The 26275-nt window shown below is 66.4% G+C and carries 18 protein-coding genes; 11 read left to right on the top strand and 7 right to left on the bottom strand.

Annotated elements, in window-relative coordinates; translation table 11 throughout:
- Window positions 1-110: 110 nt before the first annotated feature.
- A complete protein-coding gene (gene corA, locus MKK62_RS01760) occupies window positions 111-1232 on the bottom strand; it encodes a magnesium/cobalt transporter CorA (RefSeq protein ID WP_240262686.1) in 1122 nt (373 codons plus the stop codon).
- A gap of 184 nt (window positions 1233-1416) precedes the next feature.
- On the opposite strand from corA, the gene MKK62_RS01755 reads away from it, so the two are divergent.
- The 3 genes from MKK62_RS01755 (at window position 1417) to MKK62_RS01745 (ending at window position 4511) form a co-directional block, all read left to right on the top strand.
- Window positions 1417-2406, top strand: a complete 990-nt coding sequence (locus MKK62_RS01755) for a malate dehydrogenase (protein ID WP_240262687.1) — start codon at window positions 1417-1419, stop codon at window positions 2404-2406.
- A gap of 69 nt (window positions 2407-2475) precedes the next feature.
- Window positions 2476-3666 (top strand): NAD(P)-dependent malic enzyme, encoded by a 1191-nt coding sequence (locus MKK62_RS01750; protein ID WP_240262688.1) that lies wholly within the window; start codon window positions 2476-2478, stop codon window positions 3664-3666.
- Window positions 3663-4511, top strand: coding sequence for a glycine betaine ABC transporter substrate-binding protein (locus tag MKK62_RS01745; RefSeq protein ID WP_434085011.1), 849 nt, complete (start codon window positions 3663-3665; stop codon window positions 4509-4511). Before MKK62_RS01750 ends, MKK62_RS01745 begins: the two co-directional genes overlap by 4 nt.
- A 9-nt stretch (window positions 4512-4520) precedes the next feature.
- On the opposite strand, the gene MKK62_RS01740 is transcribed toward MKK62_RS01745, so the two are convergent.
- Entirely contained in the window at window positions 4521-5351 is an 831-nt protein-coding gene (locus MKK62_RS01740; protein WP_240262689.1) for an SDR family NAD(P)-dependent oxidoreductase, read from the bottom strand.
- Between the two features lie 12 nt (window positions 5352-5363).
- Window positions 5364-5582: a hypothetical protein gene (locus MKK62_RS01735; RefSeq protein WP_240262690.1), complete on the bottom strand. Its 219-nt coding sequence runs from the start codon at window positions 5580-5582 to the stop codon at window positions 5364-5366.
- Between the two features lie 103 nt (window positions 5583-5685).
- Between MKK62_RS01735 and MKK62_RS01730 the strand changes: the two genes are divergently transcribed.
- The 4 genes from MKK62_RS01730 to MKK62_RS01715 all read left to right on the top strand — a co-directional run bounded on the left by MKK62_RS01730 (window position 5686) and on the right by MKK62_RS01715 (window position 10190).
- Window positions 5686-6408, top strand: a complete 723-nt coding sequence (locus MKK62_RS01730; RefSeq protein WP_240262691.1) for a bestrophin-like domain — start codon at window positions 5686-5688, stop codon at window positions 6406-6408.
- Between the two features lie 7 nt (window positions 6409-6415).
- A complete protein-coding gene (locus tag MKK62_RS01725) occupies window positions 6416-7618 on the top strand; it encodes an MFS transporter (protein WP_240262692.1) in 1203 nt (400 codons plus the stop codon).
- A gap of 389 nt (window positions 7619-8007) precedes the next feature.
- Window positions 8008-9243: a PPE family protein gene (locus MKK62_RS26405; protein ID WP_286670882.1), complete on the top strand. Its 1236-nt coding sequence runs from the start codon at window positions 8008-8010 to the stop codon at window positions 9241-9243.
- A 68-nt stretch (window positions 9244-9311) separates the two neighbouring features.
- Complete coding sequence (locus MKK62_RS01715; protein WP_240262693.1) at window positions 9312-10190, top strand: DUF4436 domain-containing protein; 879 nt, start codon at window positions 9312-9314, stop codon at window positions 10188-10190.
- 144 nt (window positions 10191-10334) lie between these two features.
- Here the strand turns inward: MKK62_RS01715 and MKK62_RS01710 are convergent, their stop codons facing one another.
- Genes MKK62_RS01710 through MKK62_RS01695 form a run of 4 tightly spaced genes read right to left on the bottom strand, consistent with a single transcriptional unit; the run spans window position 10335 to window position 12544 of the window.
- Window positions 10335-10619: a WXG100 family type VII secretion target gene (locus tag MKK62_RS01710; protein ID WP_163776065.1), complete on the bottom strand. Its 285-nt coding sequence runs from the start codon at window positions 10617-10619 to the stop codon at window positions 10335-10337.
- 31 nt (window positions 10620-10650) lie between these two features.
- The gene (locus tag MKK62_RS01705; protein ID WP_067336047.1) at window positions 10651-10947 is read right to left on the bottom strand and encodes a WXG100 family type VII secretion target; all 297 of its coding nucleotides are present in this window, start codon (window positions 10945-10947) and stop codon (window positions 10651-10653) included.
- 56 nt (window positions 10948-11003) lie between these two features.
- Complete coding sequence (locus MKK62_RS01700; RefSeq protein ID WP_240262694.1) at window positions 11004-12230, bottom strand: PPE family protein; 1227 nt, start codon at window positions 12228-12230, stop codon at window positions 11004-11006.
- 17 nt (window positions 12231-12247) lie between these two features.
- Window positions 12248-12544: a PE family protein gene (locus tag MKK62_RS01695; protein ID WP_240262695.1), complete on the bottom strand. Its 297-nt coding sequence runs from the start codon at window positions 12542-12544 to the stop codon at window positions 12248-12250.
- Window positions 12545-12844: 300 nt separating this feature from the next.
- Between MKK62_RS01695 and MKK62_RS01690 the strand changes: the two genes are divergently transcribed.
- The 4 genes from MKK62_RS01690 to MKK62_RS01675 all read left to right on the top strand — a co-directional run bounded on the left by MKK62_RS01690 (window position 12845) and on the right by MKK62_RS01675 (window position 26275).
- Complete coding sequence (locus MKK62_RS01690; protein ID WP_240262696.1) at window positions 12845-13555, top strand: thioesterase II family protein; 711 nt, start codon at window positions 12845-12847, stop codon at window positions 13553-13555.
- Between the two features lie 652 nt (window positions 13556-14207).
- On the top strand, window positions 14208-15953 hold the full coding sequence (locus MKK62_RS01685; protein ID WP_240262697.1) for an AMP-binding protein: 1746 nt from the start codon (window positions 14208-14210) through the stop codon (window positions 15951-15953).
- A gap of 258 nt (window positions 15954-16211) precedes the next feature.
- The gene (locus MKK62_RS01680; RefSeq protein WP_240262698.1) at window positions 16212-21506 is read left to right on the top strand and encodes a type I polyketide synthase; all 5295 of its coding nucleotides are present in this window, start codon (window positions 16212-16214) and stop codon (window positions 21504-21506) included.
- The gene (locus MKK62_RS01675; protein WP_240262699.1) at window positions 21506-26275 is read left to right on the top strand and encodes a type I polyketide synthase; all 4770 of its coding nucleotides are present in this window, start codon (window positions 21506-21508) and stop codon (window positions 26273-26275) included. Before MKK62_RS01680 ends, MKK62_RS01675 begins: the two co-directional genes overlap by 1 nt.

The raw sequence follows: 26275 nt of genomic DNA, 5'->3' as shown, positions 1-26275 counted from the left end.
GAGCGACAACCCGAGCGTAGGGAAGCGTCATGTGCACCACGACCCGCGGCCAGGTTGTCGCTCGAAGGTGGGCACGTCGAAGGTCGCTTCCTCGACGCTGGGTGGCCTGACTACAGCCAGTCGTTGCGCCGGAACCGGCGGTACAGCATCAGACAGATCGCGGCCGTCCCGAGAACGGTTGTCGGGTATCCCCAATGCCATTTCAAGCCGGGCATGTACTCGAAGTTCATCCCATAGATGCCGGCCACCATCGTCGGTATCGCCAACAGCGCGGCCCACGCCGACATTTTGCGCATGTCGGTGTTCTGCTGCATCTCCACCCGGGCCAACGCCGCCTGTACCAGCGAACTCAGGTTCTCGTCGTAGCTGGCGATCTGGTCGGCGGCATGGGTGTGGTGGTCGCCGACGTCGCGCAGATAGCGCCGGACCTCCTTGGAGATCAGGTCCTTGTGTTCGGTCTGCAGCCGGGCGAACGGCACCGACAGTGGATTGACCGATCGGCGTAGCTCGACCACCTCGCGCTTCATCTGATAGATCGGCTCGATCCGGGTGCGGTGTTCGGGGGCGAACGCCTCCTCCTCGATCGCGTCGATGTCGCGTTCCATCGACTCGGTGACTTCGAGGTAGTGGTCCACCACCGTGTCGGCGATCGCGTGCATCACCGCGAACGGCCCCAGCTGCATGTGCTCGGGGTCGGCGTCCATCCGCTTGCGGACGTCCGTCAACCGACCGTGGTCGCCGTGGCGGACGGTCACCACCACATCCCGATTGACGAAGATCATGATCTCGCCGGTCTCGACGATTTCGGGGGCCAGCAGAGCGGACTCGTGCGGCAGGTAGTTCAGCGTCTTGAGCACCAGGAACAGCGACTCGTCGTAGCGCTCCAGCTTGGGCCGCTGGTGGGCGCAGACCGCGTCCTCGATGGCCAGCTCGTGCATGCCGAACGCTTCGCCGACCTCCTGCATCTGATGCTCGGTCGGTGCGTGCAGTCCGATCCAGGCGAAGGCTTCCAGACCGCTGAGCTGGAGTTCGCTGACCTTCGCGCGAGCCTCGACGTAGCTGAACGTCCCGGGCAGCCGCTCGCCGTTGACGTAGATCCCACAGTCCACGACGGCCTGGTCGGCGGTCAGAAGCTCCTGCGGCGGCTGCGGATGGGGAGGCTCGTCCCGCTGGGGCCGTGCCAGTGGACGCAGTGTCTCGGGGATATCGCGTAGTTCTCGAAACGAAGGCATCCGTAACCTCCCATCTGCAGCGAGAATCCGATAAAGCCTCGGTCATGCTACGCGCGTTGAATGGCAAGCGCCTGGCAGCTGATGGCGCAGCTCTCACCGAGGTGGGGTAGGGATTTTCCGCCTGCGGCGGTGCGCTAGTTTCGACCCGACGCGAATGTCGATCTGCACGCAAGGAGCCAATGACGTGAGCACTACACCACTGAAGGTTGCCGTCACCGGCGCGGCTGGCCAGATCGGCTACAGCCTGCTGTTTCGCCTGGCCAGCGGCTCGCTGCTGGGCCCCGACCGGCCGATCGAGCTGCGGCTGCTCGAGATCGAGCCCGCGCTCAAGGCGCTCGAGGGTGTGGTGATGGAACTCGACGACGGCGCGTTCCCGCTGCTGTCCGGGGTCGAGATCGGCGCCGACCCGAACAAGATCTTCGACGGCGTGAACCTGGCCCTGCTGGTCGGCGCCCGGCCCCGCGGCCCGGGCATGGAGCGCGGCGACCTGCTGGAGGCCAACGGCGCCATCTTCACTGCGCAGGGCAAGGCGCTGAACTCCGTCGCCGCCGACGACGTCCGCATCGGTGTCACCGGTAACCCGGCCAACACCAACGCGCTGATCGCGCTGAACAACGCGCCCGACATCCCCAAGGAGCGGTTCTCCGCGCTGACCCGTTTGGACCACAACCGGGCCATTTCGCAGCTGTCGAAGAAGACCGGCGCCAACGTCACCGTCATCAAGAAGGTCACCATCTGGGGCAACCACTCGGCCACCCAATACCCCGACATCTTCCACGCCGAGATCGGCGGCAAGAACGCCGCCGAGGTCGTCAACGACGAGAAGTGGATCGCCGACAAGTTCATCCCGACCGTTGCCAAGCGCGGCGCGGCGATCATCGATGCGCGCGGCAGCTCGTCGGCCGCCTCGGCGGCGTCGGCGACCATCGATGCGGCCCGCGACTGGCTGCTCGGCACACCGAAGGACGACTGGGTGTCGATGGCCGTCTACTCGGACGGCTCCTACGGGGTGCCGGAAGGCCTGATCTCGTCGTTCCCGGTGACCACCTCCGGCGGGGACTGGAGCATCGTGCAGGGTCTGGACATCAACGACTTCTCACGCGGCCGGATCGACAAGTCCACCGCCGAGTTGGCCGACGAGCGCAGCGCGGTCTCCGAACTGGGTTTGATCTGAGAGGCGCAGCCACCAAGGGGTCGCGCCGGCGATTAGGGCTACTAATGAGTAGTCAGTACGCTGGGCTGCGTGTCTCAGTTGGTTGAATCGTTTCAGAACCGTACTGACGAAGGTGCGATCACCGACGCGGAGATTTTCGACGCGCACTCGGGCGGCAAGCTTTCCGTCGGTTTGACGACGTCGTTGGACACCCAGCGTTCGTTGTCGATTGCCTACACCCCGGGTGTGGCTCAGGTGAGCCGCGCGATCGCCGGCGACCACACGCTGGCCGCCCGCTACACGTGGTCTGCACGGCTGGTCGCGGTGGTCAGCGACGGCAGCGCGGTGCTCGGTCTGGGCGACATCGGACCCGCCGCCTCGCTGCCGGTGATGGAAGGCAAGTGCGGGCTGTTCAAGGAGTTCGCCGGCCTGGACGCCATCCCGATCGTCCTCGACACCAAGGACCCCGACGAGATCGTCGAGACGCTGGTGCGGCTGCGACCGACGTTCGGTGCGGTGAACCTCGAGGACATCTCCGCGCCGCGCTGCTTCGAGATCGAACGCCGCCTCATCGACGCGCTGGATTGCCCGGTGATGCACGACGACCAGCACGGCACCGCCATCGTCGTGCTGGCGGCCCTGATGGGTGCCGCGACGGTGCTCGACCGCGACATGGCCGCCCTGCGGGTCGTCGTCTCCGGCGCCGGTGCGGCCGGTATCGCGTGCGCCAATTTGCTTCAGGCCAAGGGTGTTTCGGATATCACCGTGCTGGACTCGCAGGGCATCCTGCACCGTGACCGGCCCGGGATGAATGGTGTCAAAGCCGAGCTGGCGTCCCGCACCAACCCGCTGGATCGCACTGGGGGGATGGTCGAGGCGCTCGAAGGTGCGGACGTGTTCATCGGGGTTTCCGGCGGTGTGGTGCCCGAGGAGCTGATCGCCACCATGGCGCCGAGGAGCATCGTGTTCGCGCTGTCCAACCCCGACCCGGAGGTCCACCCGGATGTAGCGGCCCGCCACGCGGCGGTCGTCGCGACCGGGCGCAGCGACTTCGCCAATCAGATCAACAACGTGCTCGCTTTCCCCGGCGTGTTCCGCGGGGCGCTCGACGCCGGCGCCGACCGGATCACCGAAGAGATGAAAATGGCTGCGGCGCAAGCGATTTACTCCATCGCGGTCGACGATCTGGCCGAAGACCGGATCGTGCCGAGTCCGCTGGACCCGCGGGTCGAGCCAGCGGTGGCCGCCGCCGTCGCGTCCGCTGCCGATAACGGCGAGTGACGACCGGCCGATTTGCTGCGCTGGCGCTGACCGCTGCGCTGGCGACGGCAGCTTGCGGCCACCACGCGCATCGGCCGGCCGACTTGGTGGTCGGCTCCCGCGCCGGGATCGAGTCGACGCTGCTGGCCGACGTCTACACCGGTGCGTTACGGTCCTACGGCTTTCCGGCCCACACCGAGCAGGCGCCGGATCCGTTGTCCAAGTTGGACTCCGGGGCCTTCGTCGTCGTCCCGAGCCTGACCGGCCGGGTGTTGCGAACCTTCCAGCCGGAGGCCGCCGTGCGCGCCGACGCGCAGGTCTACAAGGCGATGATCGGCGCGCTGCCGGAAGGCATCGCGGCTGGTGACTACACCACTGCCGCCGAGGACAAGCCGGCGCTGGCGGTGCCTGCCGCGACCGGAAAGGATTGGGGCGGAAGTGATCTCGGTGTACTTGCCCGCCATTGCGACGGGCTGGCCATCGGCTCGGTCGCCGGTGCGCCGACGCCGTCGGTGGTCGGCACCTGTCGGCTACCGGCGAGCCGTGAGTTCGAAACCGAGGCAGCGCTTTTCGCGGCCGTGAAGTCGGGGGAGCTGACGGCGGCCTGGACCACGACTACCGACCCCAGCGTGCCCACCGACCTGGTGGTGCTCACCGACGGTAAGCCGGCGCTGGTGCAGGCCGAGAACGTGGTGCCGCTGTACCGCCGCAACGAGTTGAGCGCTCGACAGTTGTTGGCGGTCAACGAAGTTGCTGGTGTGCTGGACACCGCGGCGTTGGTCGACATGCGGCGCCAGGTGGTCGCCGGGGCGGATCCGCAGGTGGTCGCCGACGGGTGGCTCAACGAGCACCCGTTAGGGCGTTAGCGCCGCCGACTAACGCGACGGCGGTTTGATCCGGCCGATGACCGGGGCGAACAACCGCTGGTAGTGCGATCCGGTGATCCGCACCAGCAGATCTATCACCACGGCATCCTGACCCACCAGAACCCGGGCCTTCTTCTTGCGCACCGCATCCAAGATGATCTCAGCCGCTCGCTCCGGGGTGGTGCTGGCCAGCCGCTTGTCGAAGACTTTGGATTGGGCCTCGGCGCTGACTCCCTCGGCGGTCAGGCCGTTGCGCGCGATGGCCGTCTTGATGCCGCCGGGGTGCACCGTGGTCACCTCGACCGGCTCTCGGTTGTGCATCATCTCCTGGCGTAACGCCTCGGTGAAGCCACGCACCGCGAACTTGGCCGAGTTGTAGGCGGCCTGCCCGGGAACCGACAGCAGCCCGAACAGGCTGGAGACGTTGACCACGTGGCCGTCGCCGGAGGCGATCAGGTGCGGCAGAAATGCCTTGGTGCCGTTGACAACTCCCCAGAAGTCGACGTCCATCACCCGCTCGATGTCCTTGAACGCGGTGATGTCGACGTCACCGGTGTAGGCGATGCCGGCGTTGTTGTAGATCTGGTTGACCTTGCCGTAGTGGCCGTTGATGGTATCGGCGTAGATCTGGAACGCCTCCCGCTCGGTGACGTCGAGTCGGTCGCTGCGGACCGGAGCGCCGATGGCCTTGAGTCGTTCCTCGGTGGTCGCCAGGCCCTCGAGGTCGACGTCGCTGATGGCCAGCGAGGCGCCCGAGCGTCCCAGCTCCATGGCCAAAGCCTGGCCGATTCCCGATCCGGCGCCGGTCACGACGGCAACTTTTCCGGCAAAGCCTTCCATGGACGCTCCTTGTCACGTGGTTGTCGTCCAGGTTAGTCGGTACCACTGGTACCGCAGGGAGCGGTAGCGGTTGAGCTCGCTGACTCGCGCGCCATACGGCTCGATAGCGCGGCGTCGGTCGACGATCGTGAACATCTGCACGCCGGCGCGTCGCGGACCTGTGGCCTGGGCGAGCAACATCTCGGCTGCTGGAGCTGCCGCGACGTCCTCGAGCCGAATCTCTCGCGGCATGGCTGACGTTAATTTAAGGTGGCAACGAATCGACAACCGGGCAAGGGGAAATGTGAGGGGACCGGGGCTACCGCTGTGGTTGCTACTAATGTGCGCCATTTCGGTGGCGATCTTTTTTACCGCGTGCGCAATCCGGATCGGTTACCGCTTACGACCGGTCGTGGTGCTCCCGGACCACAACTCGGCATTGTCGCCATTCATGTCCTTTGCCGGCATCGTTTACGGTGTGCTGCTTGGCTTTACGGTTATCACGAATTGGGATCAGTTCGCCTCGACACGGGTCATCATCGCCAGCGAGGCATCCGCGCTCACCACGATGTACCGGCAGACAATTGCCATGCCCGACGACGAGCGCGATGAGGTGCGGCCGCTCATCCGCCGATACACGAACGCGGTGGCGGGCCCGGAATGGAATCAGCAGAACAGCAACGGTGCGCGCGCCGCGATATCCGGCATGTACCGAGTCATCGGCCATATGCCCGCCGACGCCAAGTCAAGCGCGGTCAATTCCGAATTCCTCAGCCAGTTGACCGCGCTGGCCTCCGACCGAAACGAGCGCATCACCGGTACGAGGCCTCGCATGCCGGGCTTGTTGTGGGCAGTGCTCATATCCGGAGCCTCGATCATGGTTGGGCTTCTTGGCCTCTTGCGTCTGCCAAGCATCGTCGGACATGTGGTCATCGCGTCGTCAGTCGCAACGCTGCTGGCGATGTTGCTGTCGATGGACTATGCACTCGACTATTCGTTCTCCACCGACCATGCATATGTCGCTGGTCCCTTCAGTCACGCCAACGACATCTTCGACCTAGTCGATGAAGGAACCTGACGAGGTCATGAGCCAGAGCGCAAGCGAGCGTTCGATCCAACATGTCCATCGCTGGCTGGTGCTCGCCATTTCCGTTGCGACAACCTCGTGTTCGTTCCTCTTCATCAACTGCGGTGTTTTTCTCATTCCCGCGCTTCACACCGTTCGTGGTTCGTCGTTGACGCAGGCCGGCCTGTTGGCCGCGATGCCGAGCGTCGGGATGGTGCTGACGTTGGTGGGATGGGGCTTCTTGGTCGATCGTTACGGGGAGCGGTTGGTGCTGACCGCCGGTTTGGGCCTGACCGCTATCGCGGCTTTCTGCGCCGCTCGGCAGAACTCGTTGGTAGCGATCGGCGTATTGCTCTTTCTTGGTGGTATGGCCGCGGCCAGTTGCAATACCGCCGGTGCCCGGATGGTCTCCGGGTGGTTCCCGCACAATCAACGCGGTTTGGCGATGGGCATCCGCCAGACTGCGCAACCGCTCGGTGTCGCGATCGGCGCCGCTTTGATGCCTGAGCTCACCGAGATCGAGGACGGTTTCTTTGCCGCGTTGCTTTACCCCGGGATCGCCTGTGCTGTCGGCGCAGTCGTTAGCTTCGCGTTCTTGACGGACCCGCCGCGCCCGGCCAAGGCTGCGGCCGAGCCAACGGAATTGATCAACCCGTACCGTTCGAGCAACATCCTGCAACGTATTCACGTGGTGTCCGCGCTTCTGATGGTGGCTCAGTCGGTGACCGCGACATTCATGTTGGTCTGGCTGATCGCAGATCACCACTGGTCCACCTCGTCGGCAAGCGCTCTGGTTGGGTTTGCGCAACTTACGGGCGCGCTAGGCCGTATCGCGGTCGGCCGTTGGTCGGACCGTGTTGATTCGCGGTTGCGCCCGATGCGCGCGGTCGCCGTAGCCGGTTTTCTCGCGCTGATCACGACGGCGTTGTTCGATTACGTCGACTCACCGCTGGCGGCGCCGGCCATGGTAGTGGCAGCCGTGACGGCGGTTGGCTATAACGGGCTGGCCGCCACCGCCATCGTCGAAGTTGGCGGGCCCTTTTGGACGGGTCGAGCGCTGGGCGTGCAAAACACCTGTCAGCGATTAGCTGCTGCCGGCACCCCGCCAGCATTCGGCGCGCTAGTTACCGCTGCGGGCTATCCGCTGGCTTTTGCTGTATGCGCCGTGATGTCACTTGCGGCTGTTCCGTTGGTTCCGGTGCTTCTCGAGCGAAGCGATTGAGACTCCGATCGGACGGCGTCGGACAAGTCGCATTTTTGGTATTAGCGTCCCGAATTTCGGCCATATTGCTGCGGCAAAGCTGATTTTCTGCTGAGATTTGAACACGCAAACAGTTGGTGGGGGAGGAAGCATCATTGATCGGTTGACCTGACGACCGCGCCCTGAAAATCGCATCAGACAACGGTTTTCAGTCACCCGTCAATATCCTTCTGCTGTTGCAGGTTTCTTGGTCGAGCGCCGAAGCTCGTCCTCATCTCTGAAATGTCTCCGCTGCGGTTGAGCGTTGTCTTGCTGCGGTCGTCGACATTATCTTCCTTGTCCCGAGGAGCACCCGTGTCGCCAACCGCGCATGTCGAAGCGTCGTCTCTATTTTCGCGGAGCCTATGGTGATGGATTTTTTCGCGCTACCGCCTGAGGTGAACTCGCTGCGGATCTACAGCGGCCCGGGGTCCGGACCGCTGATCGCCTCCGCAACCGCATGGCAAGGCGTGGCGTCTGAGTTGCAGTGGGCGGCACGCGCATTCGAAGCCATCGTCACTGGTCTGACGACGCAGGCCTGGCTGGGTCCGTCGTCAATGGCGATGGCCGCTGCGGCCGCGCCGCAGATCCAATGGTTGACAACGACGGCGGGGCTCGCAGAGCAGACCGCGCTGCTCGCCCAGGCCGCCGCGGGCGCGTTCGAGACGGCATTCGCTATGACGGTGCCACCGCCGGTGATCGCCGCCAACCGTGCCCAATTGATGACCTTGATCGCCACCAACCTACTCGGACAGAACACCGCGGCGATTGCAGCTACCGAGGCGCAATACGCCGAGATGTGGGCACAGGACGTTACGGCGATGTCGAATTACGCCGCTTCCTCAGCGGCGGCCACGAACCTGACGTCGTTCGCGTCTCCGGCAGCAGACCCTCCTGCCAATAATTGTGGCTGTGACGATGACGAGGAAGAGGAGGAACTCGCTGCCTTGAACGTGACCCAGCTTGCTGGGTTGGCAGTCGGCATCGTCGGTATCAGCATCGCTGCCACCAATCTGCAGCGGAATTACTATCGGGACTACCTCAGCGACGTCAAGGATGCCGAAAAGGCCGCCAAGGAAGCTCAAAAGCCTGCTGCCGCAGGCGGTCTCGGCGCAGCTGCGTTGCGGGGCTTCGGCGGCGCCGGCGGTAACGGATACCGAGCCGTCACGGCCGGTGTGGGCCGAGGCCCAGTGTTGAGCGGCCTGTCTCTACCGCAGGGGTGGACGCTGCCCGCCGAGATTCGTCCGGTGGTGCAGGCGTTGCCGTTGAAGACGGCTACCGCCGCTGCTCCGGCCGCACAAGACGACGAATTCGGCAATCCCTATACCGGGATGGCGTTGGCCAGCGGAATCGGCACTGGCATGGGAAGTTTCGCCGGCCACGGTGTGCAGGGCGTGGCCGCCGGCGCGAGCCGCCCGGGTGCGGTTGCGGCTGCCAACACGAAGACGGCGACGCCCACCGTCACGCCGCAATTCGCGCCGGTCACCGTGACAAATAGTGATGCGGTCCCGGTAGAGGACACTGTGGCGCAACTGGCGGCTGCGCTGGCCGCGATGCCTGGCGCCACTGTTGTGCTCATTCCGCCGGCGGCCGCGGCGACAGATTGATCGCGGTGGCCAGGTTTCAGTTAAGGCTATTCGAATCTTGTTGCCGGACAATGCTTCTGGGAGGTTGAGTGGAAATCAAACGAGCGTGGGGCAAGACGCAGACGATCTTCTCGGTAATCGTCGCAACCGTCATCGGCATCGCACTCTATGGCGTCTTCATCCGGGCTGCATGGCACGGCGAGGAGGCGCAGCCCCTGCGCGTCGTGGAACGGCTGCCGGATGCTGCGTCGACGGAAGTCACCCTCGAAGTCGAGGACGTCGAGTCGAACTACAGTGTGCTGCAGACCAATTTGACAGTGTTGCCTGGTGCGCAGCTGCTGGATCCAGTAACCCGGAGCCTCAAAGAGGATCTGACGGTCGCGGTCACATCCGTCGCCAAGCCGACCACCATCACCTGGTCAAAAGGCACCTTCCCCGGTGTCGTTCCGGTACCGCTGACGCTGGCGGGCAATGTCGAGCTTTGGCCATTCGACCGTTACCGTTCTGGCCCGGTGAGTGTCGAGGTCTACACCGGGCCTGATCACCAGCCCTTCCGTGCGGCGGTGACGTTCTTCGACCAAATGCCGGGCTGGAAGGTCGAATCCGTGCGGAGTAAGCGGGGTGACCTGTTGCCCACTTACCGCATCAAGTTGCACCGCTCGGCTGGTGCCACGGCTTACGACATCGTCGTCCTCGCGGTCCTGGTGGCCATCGCGTGCGTCGCCGCGACGGTGTCGATATTGACAATTCGCGGCCGTCGTAAGTTCCAGCCGCCCATGACGACTTGGTACGCGGCCATGTTGTTCTCAGTTGTCCCGCTGCGCAACTCGTTTCCCGGCGCTCCTCCTTTTGGCAGCAACATCGACTTGGTGCTCGTGCTCTGGGTCATCGTGCTGCTGGTCGCCTCAATGCTCGGCTACATCTATTGCTGGTGGCGCGATTTGAGGCCCGCGCCCACGGGGGCGTGAACTATCCGCGACGCCCAGACCGGTCGACAGGTGTGGCGACGGGGCCGTCAGCAAAGCGGCCGAAAACCGGCTAAGAGATAACGAAAGCGCCGGCAGGCCCGCAGGGTGCGGGCGCTGCCGGCGCCTTTGATCGACTGTTAGGTGTCAGGCCCAGCTGGATCCGACGGCGGAGTCGGTGGACGACATGTTGTTGCCTGCCGTCTGGACCTTCTGGCCGTGGGAGTTGGCTTGTTCGTAGATGACCTGGAAGTTGCGGCCCAACTGGGTGATGAACTCCTGGCAGGCCACCGAACCCGAGCCACCCCAGAAGTCACCGGCAGCCAGCACATCGCGAACGATGGCTTGGTGCTCGGCCTCCAGGGAAGCGGCCTGGGCGCGGATTAGGGCGCCGTGGGCATCGACGTCACCGAACTGGTAGCTGATCGACATGAGCGTTCTCCTAAGTAGTTTCGGTGACCGGCTAGCTGGACAGGATCTGCTGGCTGGACTGCTCTTGGGCTTCGTAGTTGTTCGCGTCGCGGATCAACCCGTCGCGCACACCGTGCAGCATGTTCACGATGTTGCGAAACGCCGTGTTCATCTGACCCATGGTGTCGTAGCTGGTGGCCTGAGCGGTACCGGACCAGCCGGCCCCGGCGATGTTCTGGCTCGAGGCCCACATCTTGCGGGCTTCGTCCTCCACGGTCTGGGCGTGGACATCGAAACGTCCCGCCATCGCCCGCATTTCGTGCGGGTCAGTCATAAAACGAGTAGGCATATCTCTTCTCCTTATGTGGGCGTGTAGAGAGGTTATTGCGTTGTCGGATAACGGATTTATCCGCCGGCGGGCGAACGTGGCATCACCTTGGCAGCGACACGCGAGCCCATGGAACTCATACCGCGTCCCGCGAGCGCACCCATCAGACCCTGCGAGAAGGGGCTACTGGGCAGGCCGTGCATCATGCTCGGCGGGGCGACGCTGGTGGACGGCAGCAGCGGGGCGGCGCGGGTCATATCCGCACCGGGAGCGCCGGTGTGCCAGGCTCCGGGGACGGACAACCCGCCCGCGTGCATCGCGTTGGCCATCTGGGCCTGGATACCGGCCTGGATACCCGCACCCCATTTGCTCAGCTGGCCGCTCACTCCGCTCATCACGGTCGAGGCTTTGCCGTCGATCATCTTGCCGACGTTGTCGAGCAGCGAGTCCTTCATGCTGACCAGCGTGTCGAGCGTGCCGGTCGCGCCACCGCCGCTTCCCGAGCTCATGAACATACGAGCGGGCGTGCTGCCGAGCATGCCCATGTAGTAGGCCGCCTGGACGGGAAGCAGAGCGGCGCTAGGGTTGACCGAAATCGCCGTACCTACCGCCGGAAGGTAAGTCCCCAGGTCAGCGAGTGAGGTCAGCGTTGGAAACCCACTGGCTCCGCCACTAAATAAGTTGAAAAAGCCCTCGATGCCCCCCACCAACACCGCTTCGAGGCCGTTCGATGCGGCCGGCGCGGCCGCGGCGGCCGCAGCTGCTGGCTCGGCCCCGCTCGTCACCATTGGCGCCGGCGTCTGGGCGGGCAGACCTGACGCCGCTCCGGTCGAGTTCACCTGGTAGGTGTCCATGCCCAACGCGTCCTGGATCCACATGTCCAGGTACTCGGCCTCGTTCTGGGCGATCGCCCCGGTGTTCTGGCCGAGGAAGTTGTTCGACACCAAGGTGGCCAGCTCGGCCCGGTTGGCCGCGATCACCGGCGGCGGAACCATCGCCGCGTACGCGCTCTGATAGGCGGCGGCGGCGGCCTTCGCCTGTGCCCCCGTCTGGGCGGCTTCGGTCGCCGTGCTCTGCAGCCAGGCGATGTACGGCTCGGCGGCCGACGCCATGTGCGCCGACGACGGGCCGAGCCATGCCCCGGTGGTGAGGTTGGTGACGGCGGTCTGGTACTGCGTGGCGGTGGCCTCCAGGTCGGCGGCCAACTCGTCCCACGCCGTCGCGGCCTCCAACAACGGTCCAGACCCCGCACCCTGATACATCAGCGCGGAGTTGATCTCAGGCGGTATCAGCGAAAAGCTCATCGGAACCCGCGGTCCGACTAGTGGGCGGATGCGACGTTGGTCGCCTCAGTCAACGCGTAGGCGCCGGCACCGGAACGCAGCGCGGCCACCAACTGCTCGTGCACCTCGGCGGCCTGAGCGGCGATCTGCTGGTACAGCGCGCCGTGCTGACCGAACTGAGCGGCCGTCATCGCCGAGACCAGATCCGAGGCCGCCGGGGCCAAGGCTGTCGTCGGCGCGGCGGCTGCCGAATTGCGGGCGACCATGGCATCCCCAATGCCGGCCAACGTGCCCGCAGCCCCCTGCAACACGTCTGGTTGTGTAGTAACGAACATCTTGTAAACCCTTTCCCACGACCCCGGGCCGGTACTAGAACGAACAGTACGTGAGGCCGGGCGTTTGGATAGACCTCCCCTAGACCGATCGCCACACCTGGTGGCAGGGAAATCCTAAGGCCTTTTCGCCTTTGGCGATAGCTGAATCAACGAACCGGTGTCACCTAAATCGGCCCAGTTCTCTTGGCCTTTTCACAGGTTTTGTATTGCTCAACTCGGCGCCGTTAACGAGAGTTGTCCGGGTCGCATCGCAACCCGTCACCTCTGAGGGCGCCGACGATGGGACTGTATCGTTGCCGCGTGACCGGGCAGCCACCGAAACTTTTCATCTTTCCGCACGCCGGGGGATCGGCAGAGTTTTACGTCCCCTTTGCCAAAGCCTTTGCCAGCGATATCAAACGGGTGGCCGTTCGGTATCCCGGCCGCGGCGGTAATCACGACCTTGGGTCGTTCACCACTATCGGCGATCTGGCCGACAAGGTTTGCCAGATGATCAAGCCGCCGGTCGACCCCGAGGAGAAGATCGCGTTCTTCGGCCACAGCATGGGTGGTCTGCTGGCCTTCGAGGTCGCGCGCAGGTTCGAGCACGAGGGCAGTCCGATTTCGGCGCTGTTCGTCTCGGCGGTCGCCGCGCCGGGTCACGTCGGCTACGAACACGTCCCCGAGTCGGACCGCGGACTCCTAGAGGCGGTGAGCGAGATGACGGGTGTCAATCCCGAGTTTTTGGAGAACGAGGAATTCGCGGCGAGCATCCTGCCGACGCTGCGTGGGCTCAAAGCGATCTCGAAATACGACTGTCCGCCCGAGGAGAAGTTGTCGTGCCCGATCTCAGCCTTCCTCGGCGACGACGACGAAGTGGCCACTCCCGAGAAGGTTCGACCGTGGGTGGACCGCACCACTTCTGAATTCTCTATGAAAGTATTTCCCGGTCACCATTTTTATCTGACCGAGCATATTGCCGAGTTGGTAAGCGAGATCGAACCGAAGATCTTGTCCTCGACGAGAGGTTGAACGATTCGTTAATCGACGTCGCTGTCAATCTCTGCCCTATCACAAACGAGAAACGACGTCGTTCTTTAATCGTTCGAAAACATTATTGCCAATTTATCGGAGAGAAATACCGGCAGCCTGGACGGATCGCACCCGCCGCGTGGGCGCGGCCGACGGCGGCCCGACGCGCCGGGAGCGTGCAACTGAGGACCGCGGGGGAAGTGAAAATCGCCACACCGCTGCCCGGGCGCAGCAACAGCCAGCAAATCGCCTCTTCGGCGGAGGTTTCGTGACACGCACGTACCACACGCCAGCATCGATGCTCTGCTGACCGCCGATTCGGCAGCGGGGAGCACCGCTGTGGATTCCGTCACGCGTGCGACCTCGGTAAAGGTTCCGCAAAGCCGTTGACTTTTCAAGGTTATGCGATTGATCTGACCGTCGGGTAAGGTGAAGACGTCGCGACCGGGGAGTGGACACCCTCTGTCACGAAGTGCATAGCAAACCTATAGCTCAGCAATGACGCTGACGAGAACGGGCCTGCTGTTTGGCGCACGTATTACGTTCTTGGATTTTTGGTCCAAGAAGTGCGTGGCCCCTGTTAATCTCTCGCATCACAAGCGCCCGTCTAGTTGTTGTCCGGGGCTCTAGATATTTAAGGGGTGGTGTCCCGATGGCAGTAACCGAAGCTTCTATTGCAGCAGTGCTGCGGGAATGGGCACGGCAGCAACCGGATGCACCGGCCTACACGTACATCGACTACGACGTCGACCCGAACGGCTTCCGCCAGACGCTCACGTGGTCCGAGCTCTATGGCCGCGTGCAGACACTGGCCGCCGAGATTTCCTCGTTCGGCGCTCCGGGTGACCGCGCCGCCATCCTCGCTCCGCAGGGCCTGGACTACGTCGTCGGCTTCTACGCCGCGCTGGAGGCCGGCCTCGTCGCGGTTCCGCTGCCCGTCCCGCAGTTCGGCGCTCACGACGAGCGGGCGTCGGCGGCACTGCAGGACTGCGCCCCCACCGTCATGCTGACCACCTCAGCGGTCGTCGACGACGTCAACGGCTGCGCGCGTTCGCTGCCCGGCAAGGCCCCGGCGCTGATCGAGATCGACAGCCTCGATCTCGACGCGGTGCCCGACTTCAACGCCCCGCCCGCGCCGCGGACCAAGAACGCGGTGCTGCAGTACACCTCGGGCTCGACCCGTCAGCCGAAGGGCGTCGTGGTCACGCACAAGAACATCATGGCCAACGTCCAGCAGGTGCGTGACGACTACTTCGAGGCCGAAGGTGCGGTTCCGCCCTCGGACACCACGTTGGTGTCCTGGCTGCCCGTCTACCACGACATGGGACTGCTGCTCGGCATCACCGGCGCGCTGACCATGGGCCTGCACTCGGTGCTGATGAGCCCGATGGCTTTCCTGCAGCGTCCCGCCCGGTGGATTCATGAGATGGCGACCAACACCCGCGTCTTCACCGCGGTGCCCAACTTCGCCTTCGAGCTGGCCGCACGGCGGACCACCGACGAGGACATGGCCGGGCTCGACCTGTCCGGCGTGCACACCATCCTGTCCGGCAGCGAGCGCGTGCACGCGGCCACCATCCGGCGCTTCATCGACCGGTTCTCGCAGTTCGGCTTCCCGGCCAGCTCGCTCAAGCCGTCGTACGGCCTTGCCGAGGCGATGGTCTACGTGAACTCGTCCGGCCCGGGCCGGCCGCCGACCGTGGCGACCTTCGACTACGAGAAGCTGTCCGCCGGCCACGCCGAGGCCTGCCACAACGAGAACGGAGTTGAACTGGTCAGCGTCGGCGTCCCGCGCGCATCGACCATTCGCATCGTCGATCCGGAGACCCGCACCGAGAATCCTGCCGGCATGGTCGGGGAAATCTGGTTGCACGGCGACAACATCGCCACCGGTTACTGGCGCAAGCCGCAGCAGACCCAGAAAGCCTTCGGTGGTCAGCTCGTCGACCCGTCGCCCGGCACGCCGCTGGGCCCGTGGCTGCGTACCGGTGACCTGGGCACCATCCACGACGGCGAGCTCTATATCATCGGCCGGATCAAGGACCTGCTGATCGTCGACGGGCGTAACCACTACCCCGACGACATCGAGGCGACCACCCAGGAGATCAGCGGCGGCCGTGTCGCGGCGATCTCCATCGAAGACGGTCGTACCGAGCGTCTGATCGTGATCGCGGAGATGAAGGACAAGGGCAACACGCAGGAGATGGCCGAGCGTCTCCGCGATGTGAGAGCGCAAGTGACATCGGCCATTTCGAAGTCGCACGGGCTGCGGGTGGCCGACCTGGTACTGGTTCCGCCCGGCTCCATCCCGATCACCACCAGTGGGAAGATCCGTCGTTCGTCGTGTGTTGAGGTTTACCAACAGAACGACTTCAGCCGTTTGGATTCCACCGCTTAGTGGGGCCCGGACGGCTTTGCACCGCAGCGGGAGTAAAGCCAGTGCCTTCGAACGGATTCTCGATTCCCGCTGTGCAGGGGGGGTGCGTTCGGCAACAGCCGAGTGGCGGTAGCATCAGTCACTTCGGCTGGGATGAACGTTGTGGGCGCGACGAGGCGAACCGACTGGATACGCCCGGATGACATCGGCAGGCGAGGCCGCGTTTCTCGCGCACGGTGTAATACGAGATCAACTTTCCGACAGACCGAGGGGAGCGCGATGACTGCTGCACCGTCGGACCGTCGGGCGATCATCACCGAGGCGCTGCGCAAGATCGACGATCTGACAGCGCGGCTGGAAATCGCCGAGAAGGGTGACACCGAGCCGATCGCGGTGGTGGGCATCGGATGCCGGCTCCCCGGCGGGGCCGATTCCCCCGGCCAGTTCTGGCAGCTGCTTCACGAAGGCGGCAGCGGGATCGTCGGTGTACCGGCGGAGCGCTGGGATGCCGATGCCTTCTTCGCCGAAGACCACTCGGTGCCCGGCACGATCGTCAGCAAGGAGGGTGGCTTCCTCACCTCCTGGCGTCCGGCCGAGTTCGACGCCGAGTTCTTCGGGATCTCGCCACGCGAGGCCGCGGCGATGGATCCGCAGCAGCGGCTGTTGCTCGAAGTCACTTGGGAGGCATTGGAAAACGCGGGCATTACCGCGCCGATGATCCGTGGCAGCCAGACGGCGGTGTTCGTCGGCATGACCACCTACGACTACACCCTGACCTTGGCCGGGCGCTTGCCTCCGGAAGAGGTCGACCCGCACGTCCCGTTCGGGAACGCGGCGAACTTCGCCGCCGGACGCCTGTCCTACTTCCTGGGCGTGCACGGCCCGGCGGTAGTCCTGGACACCGCGTGCTCGTCGTCGCTGGTGACGGTCCACCTGGCTTGCCAGAGCCTGCGCCGGCGGGAGAGCGACCAGGCCTTGGCCGCCGGGGTCAACCTGATGCTGAGCCCGGAGAACAGCATCGCCACCTCGCGCTGGGGGATGCTGGCGCCCGACGGCCGGTGCAAGACGTTCGACGCCGCCGCCGACGGCTACGTCCGTAGCGAGGGCTGCGGCGTCGTGGTGCTCAAACGACTGAGCGACGCTGTGCGCGACGGCGATTCGGTGCTGGCGGTGGTGCGCGGGTCGGCGGTCAACCAGGACGGCCCGAGCAGCGGCCAGACCGTGCCGAGTGGTCCCGCCCAGCAGGCGGTCCTGCGGGCGGCGCTGGCCGCGGCGCGGCTGACACCCTCCGACATCGACTACATCGAGGCCCACGGCACCGGCACCGCACTCGGCGACCCCATCGAATTGGGCGCCCTGCACCAGGTGTTCGGTGAACGGGACGGGTCGGAGCCGCTGGTATTGGGATCGGTGAAGACAAACGTCGGTCACCTCGAGTCGGCCGCCGGTATCGCCGGCTTCATCAAGACCGTGCTCACCGTGCAGCACGGCTACATCCCGCAGCATCTGCACTTCACCGAACTGACGCCCAACGCCGTCGAGGGCGCCTCGAAGTTCACCATCGCCGCGGACGGCATGGACTGGCCCGAGGTCGGGCGGGTGCGCCGGGCCGGGGTGTCATCCTTCGGTGTCAGCGGTACCAACGCCCACGTCATCGTCGAGCAAGCACCAGCGCTGGAAGCACCCAAAAACGAAGGGGCGCAACCTGAACCGGCGATCACCACGCTGGTGGTGTCAGGCAAGACACCGGCGCGCGTCGCGTCGTCCGCCGCCACGCTGGCCGACTGGATGATCGGCGCGGGTGCCGCGGTGCCGTTGGCCGACATCGCCCATACGCTCAACCATCACCGCACCCAGCACAAGAGCTTCGCGACGTTGGCCGTGCGCGACCGTGCCCACGCCGTCGCCGGCCTGCAGGCGCTGGCTGCCGGCCAGTCGGCGGCCGGGCTGGTCGAACCGCACGACGGATTGTGTCGGCCTGGAACGGTTTTCGTGTATTCCGGCCAAGGGTCGCAGTGGCCCGGCATGGGCCGCCAGCTGCTGGTCGACGAGCCGGCCTTCGCCGCGGCGGTCGAGGAGTTGGAGCCGCTGTTCCTCGAGCACATGCGTTTCTCGCTGTATCAGGTGCTGGCCGAGGGGCAGCGGGTGTCCGGCGACGCGCGCGTGCAGCCGGTGCTCATGGGTCTGCAGCTGGCGCTGACCGCGCTGTGGCGCTCCTACGGTGTGCAACCCGATGCGGTGATCGGACACTCGATGGGAGAGGTGACCGCCGCCGTGGTGGCCGGTGCCCTCACCCCGGACGAGGGCCTGCGGGTCATCGGCATCCGCTCGCGACTCATGTCGCGGCTGGCCGGGCAGGGCGCGGTCGGGCTGTTGGAGATGGACGCCGAGGCCGCCGAAGCGTTCCTAGCCGACTACCCCGACGTGAGCCTGGCCGGCTTCCTGTCGCCGCGCCAGACCGTGATCGCGGGTGCCGTCCCGCAGGTCGATGCCGCGATCGTCGCCGCCACTGCCCAGGAGCGTTTCGCGCGGCGGGTCAACATGGAAGTGGCCTCGCATACCGCGCTGATGGACCCGATCCTGCCCGAATTGCGTTCCGCGCTGGTCGATCTCAAGCCCAAGACGCCCACCATCCCGTTCATCTCGACGGTCGCCGATCCGTCTAGCGCGCCGACCCTGGACGCCGACTACTGGGTGTCCAACGTCCGTCAGCCGGTGCGGCTGCACCAGGCCGTCACCGTCGCCGCCGCGCAGCACGCCACGTTCGTCGAGATCAGCCCGCACCCGACGTTGACCCACGCGATCACCGAGACACTGGAAACGGAACATCACCACAGCATCGGGACGTTGTCGCGCAAGGACGACGACACGGTCAGCTTCCACACCAACCTCAACCGGACGCACGTCATGCGCCCGCCGGCACTGCCGCACCCGCCCGAGCCGCATCCGGTAATCCCCAGCGCGCCGTGGCACCACACCGAACACTGGATCAGCGCAGAGGAATTCGTGAAGACCGCCGAGACGGCGCCGCTGCGCGGTACCCTGCTTGGTCAGCACATCCCGGTCGCCGCCACCCCGCCGACGCACCTGTGGCAGGCACGTCTGGCTCCGAACACCAAGCCCTATCCGGGATCGCACCACAACAACGGCGTCGAGATCATCCCGATATCGGTTCTGCTGCAGACGCTTTCGGCGGCCGCCGGCGAGTACGACTCGTCGGCGCTATCCGACATCCGCTTCGACTACCCGATCGTCGTCGGTGAACCCCGCGTCGTCCAGGTAGTCGCCGACGGGACATCGGTCACCGTGTCGTCGAGCACCGGGGGCGCAGGCTGGATCCGGCACGCCAGCGCTCGGATCGCGCAGAGCGACTCCCCGGCTGCATCCGCGGACGCGGTCGCCGCGCCCGGCGCCGTCGACACCGAGTTCGACGACGAGTCGCTCACCTCTTTCTGGCAGACCTGGGGCAGCGAAGGCCGCCCGTTCGGCTGGTCGATCGGCTCGTGCCACGCCAAGGCGGGCGAGCTCAGCGCTGATATCGAGCTGACCGAGGCCTCGGCAGTTGCGTTGCTGGACGCCGCGATTCACGTCGCACGGTTACTGGACAGCGAAAACCCGCGGCTGATGGTTCCGGCGACGGTCAGCGGCGTCCAGTTTGCCGACGAACTCACCGACCCGCGTGCCCGCATCGAGGTCCGCCGTCGCGGCGGCGGCGACCAGGACCTCGTCGTCGACATCGCCGCGACCGGGCCGGACGGCAGCACATGCTTCGAGGTGCGCGGGCTGCGTTACGCAGCCGTGGACTCCAGCGCTGCCGTCGGCCGCAACGACGACCCCGCCTCGATGGTGCATGGCATCGACTGGCAGCCCGCCACTTTCGAAGAGAGCGCCGGCGCCGGCTCGGGCAGTGTTGCGGTGCTGGGCGACAACGACATTGCCGCCAGCCTGCGCGACGGCCTGACCGGGCGCGGGTACACCTCCGCCGCGATCGCCGACGCGCGCTTTGTCGTCTACGTCGCCGAAACCCGTTCCGGGGAAAGCCATGTCGACGGCACCGTGCGGATGTCGATGGAACTCGTCGAGCTGGTCAGCGAGCTGGCCGGGCGCGACGAGAGCCACCCCGTCACGCTGTGGATCATCACGCGCGGTGTCCGCGACGGCAGCTCGGACGCCGCGGTGGCGCAGAGCCCGCTATGGGGGACCGCGGGTGTCATCCGGGCCGAGCAGCCGCAGCTGTGGGGCGGTCTGATCGACCTGCCCGAGGATGCCTCGATCGACGCCCTGGTGCCGACCCTGGCCCCGGTCCTGCGCACGCCGGCCAAGTCGATCCTGTCGCTGCGCGACGGCGAGTTCTTCGCGCCCGGGCTCAAGACGGTCTCCGGTGAGCCGGTCCGCGAGGCGCTGCGCTGCCGGCCCGACGCGGCCTATTTGATCACCGGTGGTCTGGGTGCGCTCGGACTGCTGACCGCCGGCTGGCTGGCGGACCGCGGAGCCCGACGGGTGATCCTCGCGGGACGCACCGCGCTGCCGCCGCGCCGCGACTGGGACAGCGACACGCTCGACGACGCGACCCGAGACAAGATCACCGCCGTGCGCGCGCTGGAGGCCAGCGGTGTCACGGTCGAAGCCGTCGCACTCGATATCGGCTCGCCCGAGGCGCTGGCCGCGCTGCTGGCCAAGCGTGACGACGAGGGCGCCGTGCCGGTCCGTGGCGTCGTCCACGGCGCTGGTATCACCGACGCCGAGCTGTTCACCGAGCTCGAGGAGAGCCGGCTGCGCAGCACGGTGTGGCCGAAGATCGCCGGCGCGCAGGCGCTGAACCAGGCGTTCCCGCCGGGCAGCCTCGACTTCATGTTCCTAACCGCCGCGGCCGGTGCGGTCTTCGGTGTGCCGGGCCAGGGTGCTTATGCCGCGGCCAACGCCTACCTCGACGGCCTGGCCCAGGCGCGCAACCGGCAGGGCTGCTACACCGTCAGCCAGGACTGGGTGGCATGGCGCGGGCTGGGTTTCGGCGCCGAAGCGCAGATCGCGCTCGCCGAACTCGAGCGGCTCGGATCGCGCGCCATCAGCGCCGATGAGGCATTCGCCGCGTGGGAGCACCTGTCCCGGTACGACGTCGCGCAGGCCGTGATGGCCCCGATGGCGTCGACGTCGACCACCGACGCCGCCGGCTCCGAGCCGCGCGCGGCCACTCCGGCCTGGTCGGAGATGGCCCCTGAGGACGTACGCGCCGAACTGCGGACGGGGCTGCGGGCGATCCTGGCCCGCGAGCTGCAGTTGCCCGAATCCGACCTCGACCTGGACCGACCGTTCGCCGAGTACGGCCTGAACTCGGTGATGGCGATGTCGGTGCGGCGGGATACCGAGCTGTTCGTCGGGATCGAGCTATCCGCGACCATGCTGTTCAACTACCCGACTATCGTGGCGCTCGCGGAACACCTCGCGAAAAAGGTGTCCCCGCAGCCGGAATCGGACAGCGATGACGACGCCAGGGATGACCCGGGCGGCGGCGTGCTGGATGATTTGTTCGCTCATGTGGAGTCGACACCGGCTGGTAGTGAAAGGGGCATGTGATGACGTCCTCGTACGACGAGGAAGCGCTACGGCACTGGCTGGCTGATTACCTCGTCACCAACGTCGGTTGCAGTCCGTACGACATCGACTTCGACGCCCCGATGAGCGATCTCGGCCTGGGTTCGCGTGACGCCGTGGTGCTCTCCGGCGAGCTGTCCGAGCTGCTCGGTCGCAAGGTCTCGCCCGTCGAGTTCTGGCAGCATCCGACGATCGCCGATTTGGCCCGCTTCCTGACCGGCACCGAGTCGCTGGCCGCCGAAGCCGAGGTCGAGGCCGACCGCAGCCACCTGGACGAGCCGATCGCGGTGATCGGTTTGGGCTGTCGGCTGCCCGGCGGCATCTCCGGACCGGAGCAGTACTGGCAGTTCCTCTGCGAGGGTGGAAACGCCGTCACAGAGGTGCCGGCCGAACGCTGGGCACCCTTCGACGACGGCACCCCCGAGGTCGCGGCGGCGCTGTCGCACACCACCCGCTACGGCGGCTACATGGACAACCTCGACGCCTTCGACGCCGAGTTCTTCGACATCTCCACTCGCGAGGCCACCAAGATGGACCCGCAGCAGCGCATGCTGCTCGAAGTGGCCTGGGAGGCGCTGGAACACGCCGGCATCCCGCCGAGTTCACTGCGCCGCTCGCAGACCGGTGTGTTCGCCGGCGCCTGCTACACCGACTACGGCTACGTCGCGGGCATCGACCTGACCAATGTCGACGCGTGGACCAATTCCGGTGGCGCGCTGAGCATCATCGCCAACCGGCTGTCGTATTTCCTGGACTTGCGCGGGCCGTCGGTCACCGTCGACACCGCGTGCTCGTCGTCGATCGTCGCCCTGCACCTGGCCTGCCAGAGCCTGCGCGTCGGTGACTCCGACGTGGCGCTGGCCGCCGGGGTGAACCTGATGTTGGCCCCGTCGGTGGTGCGGGCCTTCGACCAGACCGGTGCCCTGTCGGCCACCGGCGCCTGCCACGCGTTCGACGCCGACGCCGACGGTTTCATCCGCGGTGAGGGCTGCGGTGTGGTGGTGCTCAAGCGGCTCAGCGACGCGGTCCGCGACGGCGACCGGGTGCTGGCCGTCGTGCGCGGCTCGGCGGTCAACCAGGACGGCCGGTCCAACGGCCTACTGGCGCCCAACCCGGCCGCCCAGATGGCGGTGCTGCGTTCGGCGTACGCGAATGCGGGTGTGGCGCCGCAGGAGGTCGACTACGTCGAGGCGCATGGCACCGGCACGCCGCTCGGCGACCCGATCGAGGCCCGCGCGCTGGGTACCGTGCTCGGTCGCGGCCGCGCCGAGGATGCGCCGCTGCTGATCGGCACGGCCAAGACCAACCTCGGCCACCTCGAGGCCGCCGCCGGTATCGCGGGCCTGATCAAGACCGTGCTGTCGGTGTACCTGGGCACCATTCCGCCCAACCTGCACTTCCATACCCCGAACCCGCACATCCCGTTCGACCAGTTGCGCCTGAAAGTCGTTGCCGAGCAAACGGAATGGCCGCAGACCGGTCAGCCGCGCCGCGCCGGCATCTCGTCCTTCGGGTTCGGTGGCACCAACGCACACGCGGTGATCGAGCAGGCGCCGCCGGCTATGCCGGTGATCCGCGAAGCCGACCCGGCCGTCAGCACGCTGGTCCTGTCGGGCAAGTCGCCGGAACGCATCTCGTCGCAGGCCGCCTCGCTGGCGTCCTGGCTCCGCGGCGCCGGTGCCGAGGTGCGGCTGGCCGACGTGGCCCACACGCTCAGCTACCACCGCGAGCGGCACGCCCAGTTCGCCACCGTCTGTGTCCGCGACCGCGCGCAGGCGATCGAGCGACTGGAGGCGCTGGCCGAGGGCCGCACGGCCGACGGTGTCATCGGTCCGCACGACGGGCCGTGCAGTCCTGGAACGGTGTTCGTGTTCTCCGGCCAGGGCTCACACTGGGCGGGCATGGGCCGCCAGCTGCTGGCCGACGAGCCGGTGTTCGCCGAGGCCATTGCCGAGCTCGACCCGATTTTCGTTGAGCAAGTGGGCTTTTCGCTGCAGAAGATCATCGCCGACGGCGAGGCGATCAGCGGCGACGCCCAGGTTCAGCCGGTCCTGATGGGCCTGCAGTTGGCGCTCACCGAACTGTGGCGCTCCTATGGTGTGCACCCGGACGCGGTGATCGGCCACTCGATGGGCGAGGTCACCGCCGCGGTGGTGGCCGGTGCGCTGAGCGTGGTCGACGGACTGCGAGTGATCTCGATTCGGTCGAAGCTGATGTCGAAGCTGGCCGGTGAGGGAGCGGTAGCGCTGCTCAAGCTCGACCCCGAGGCCACCGAGGCCATGTTGACCGATTACCCGGAAGTGAGTGTGGCGGGCTACATCTCGCCGCGCGAAACGGTGGTCGCCGGTCCGGTGGAGCCCGTCGATGCGGTGATCGCTGCGGTCAGTGCGCAGAACAAGTTCGCTCGCCGGGTCAACATGGAGGTCGCGTCGCACACCGCGTTCATGGATCCGATTCTCGGCGAGTTGCGCGAGGCGCTCGCCGATCTGACGCCCGAGATCCCGACCATCCCGTTCTACTCGACGGCGATGGAGGGCTTCCAGTCGCCGATGCTGGACGCGGACTACTGGGTGGCCAATGTGCGCCAGCCCGCGTTGCTCAGCCAGGCCGTCGCGGCCGCCGCCGAGGAGCACGGCACTTTCATCGAGATCAGCGCGCACCCCATCCTGATGAACGCGGTCGGTGACACGCTGGATCCCACCAGCCACCACCACAGCGTCGGCACGCTGTGGCGCGACGGCGACGACACGGTCCGGTTCCACACCAACCTGAACGCCGTGCACACCAGCCACCCGCCGCAGACGCCGCACCCGGTCGAACCGCACCCGGTGTTGCCGACCACGCCGTGGCACCACAGCAAGTTCTGGGTCAGCACGCGACCGATCAACCCGATCAGAAGCGTTGCCACCGTGGCTGATTCGGCCTCGGCGTCGGCCCCCGTCGACGGGCCGATCCCGGCGCAGTGGTACCTGAACCTGGCCTGGCCGGCCCGCGAGTTGTCGATCGAGACACCCGACGCCGACGCCACCTGGTTGGTGATCAGCGACTCCGCTCTGGGCGACGAGATTGGCCGTGTGCTGGGCGACGAGTACGCCGCGACGGTCGAACCCACATCGCTGCTGGCCGACGGCGCCGATCCAACGGCGATCACCGACGCGCTGGCTGGGGTAACTCACGTCCTGTACGCCCCGCAGCCCGGTGGCGGGCAGTTCGATTACGAAGCCGGCTACGAGCTGTTCAATGCCGCCCGACGGCTGACCGCCGCTATCGCCGAAATGGGCGTCGCCCCGCGGCTTTACCTGCTCACCCGCAACGCCCAGCCGGTCAGCGACGGCGACCGGGCCTACCCGTCGCAGGCGGTGCTGTGGGGTCTGGGTCGCACGCTCGCGCTGGAGCATCCCGAATTCTGGGGTCGCGTCATCGACGTCGACGAGTCGGTGCCCGACGCGCTGGCCGCCCGGTACGTGGTCGACGAGGCGCAGGCCGACGACCACGAGGACCAGGTGGTCTATCGGGCCGGTGTGCGTCGCGTGCCGCGCCTGCAGCAGGCGCCCGTCCCGTCGACGGCCCCAGCCGAATTGTCTTCGGAGAGCAGCTATCTGGTCATCGGTGCGACCGGTAACATCGGGCCGCACCTGATCCAGCAACTGGCCGACTCGGGTGCGGGCACCGTGGTCGCGGTGTCGCGCAACCCGGGCGCCAAGCTCGACGACCTGGCCGCGCGCTTGGCGCCAGGCGGCACCACGCTGGTGACCGCCGCCGCCGACGCGGCCGACGAGTCCGCGATGAGCGCGGTGTTCGACCGCTTCGGCAAGGACCTGCCTCCGCTGGGCGGCATCTACGTGGCCGCGTTCGGCGGTGGACCGATCACACTGCTCGAGATGACCGAAGACGACGTGACAGCGATGTTCCGGCCGAAGCTCGACGTAGTCTCGCTGCTGCACCGACTGTCGTTGGGCCACAAGGTCGAACAGTTCGTGCTTTTCTCGTCGATCTCCGGTCTGACCGGCTCGCGCTGGCTGGCGCACTACACCGCGACCACCACATTCCTGGACACCTTCGCGCTGGCCCGCCGGGCCGCCGGCCTGCCGGCCACCGCGATCAACTGGGGCCTGTGGAAGTCGTTGTCCGACGGGCAATCCGAGGAGGAGCGTCAGGTCACGCTGGCCTCCGGTCTGGAGCCGATGCCCGACGACGTCGCGATCAAGGCGCTGCCGCTGCTCACCGGGCCGGGCGCCGGTTCTCGTCCGACCGTCGTGGCCGCCGACTGGCCGCTGCTGGCCGCCGCGTACCGGACCAGGGCAGCGCTGCGCATCGTCGACGACCTGCTGCTGACCTCCGAGACCGGCGGCTCGGACGCCGGTGCCGCGCGTAGCACCGAGTTCCGGGAGGCACTGCGTGAGGCCGACCCCACCCGGCGTCGCGGCATCCTCGCCGACCACGTCACCGCGCAGGTGGTCGCCGCCATGGGCCTGGCGTCGGCGCAATTGCTCGACCCGACCGCGGGCTTCTTCCAGTCCGGAATGGACTCGCTGATGAGCGTCACCCTGCAGCGTGCGCTGTCGGACAGCCTGGGCGAGACGCTGCCCGCGTCGGTGGTGTTCGACTATCCGACCGTGGAGGCGTTGTCGGATTACCTGGCCACCCTTCTTCCGGAGGTGGCCGAGGCCGCCGAGGACGAAAGCGCTGACGACTACGACGACTTCAGCGACGACGAACTTCTCAAACAGCTGTCAGAAAGGCTGGGTTGA

Source organism: Mycobacterium paraterrae (genome assembly GCF_022430545.2).
In the GTDB taxonomy this organism is placed as follows: domain Bacteria; phylum Actinomycetota; class Actinomycetes; order Mycobacteriales; family Mycobacteriaceae; genus Mycobacterium; species Mycobacterium paraterrae.
This window is presented reverse-complemented; position numbering and strand designations above follow the sequence as displayed.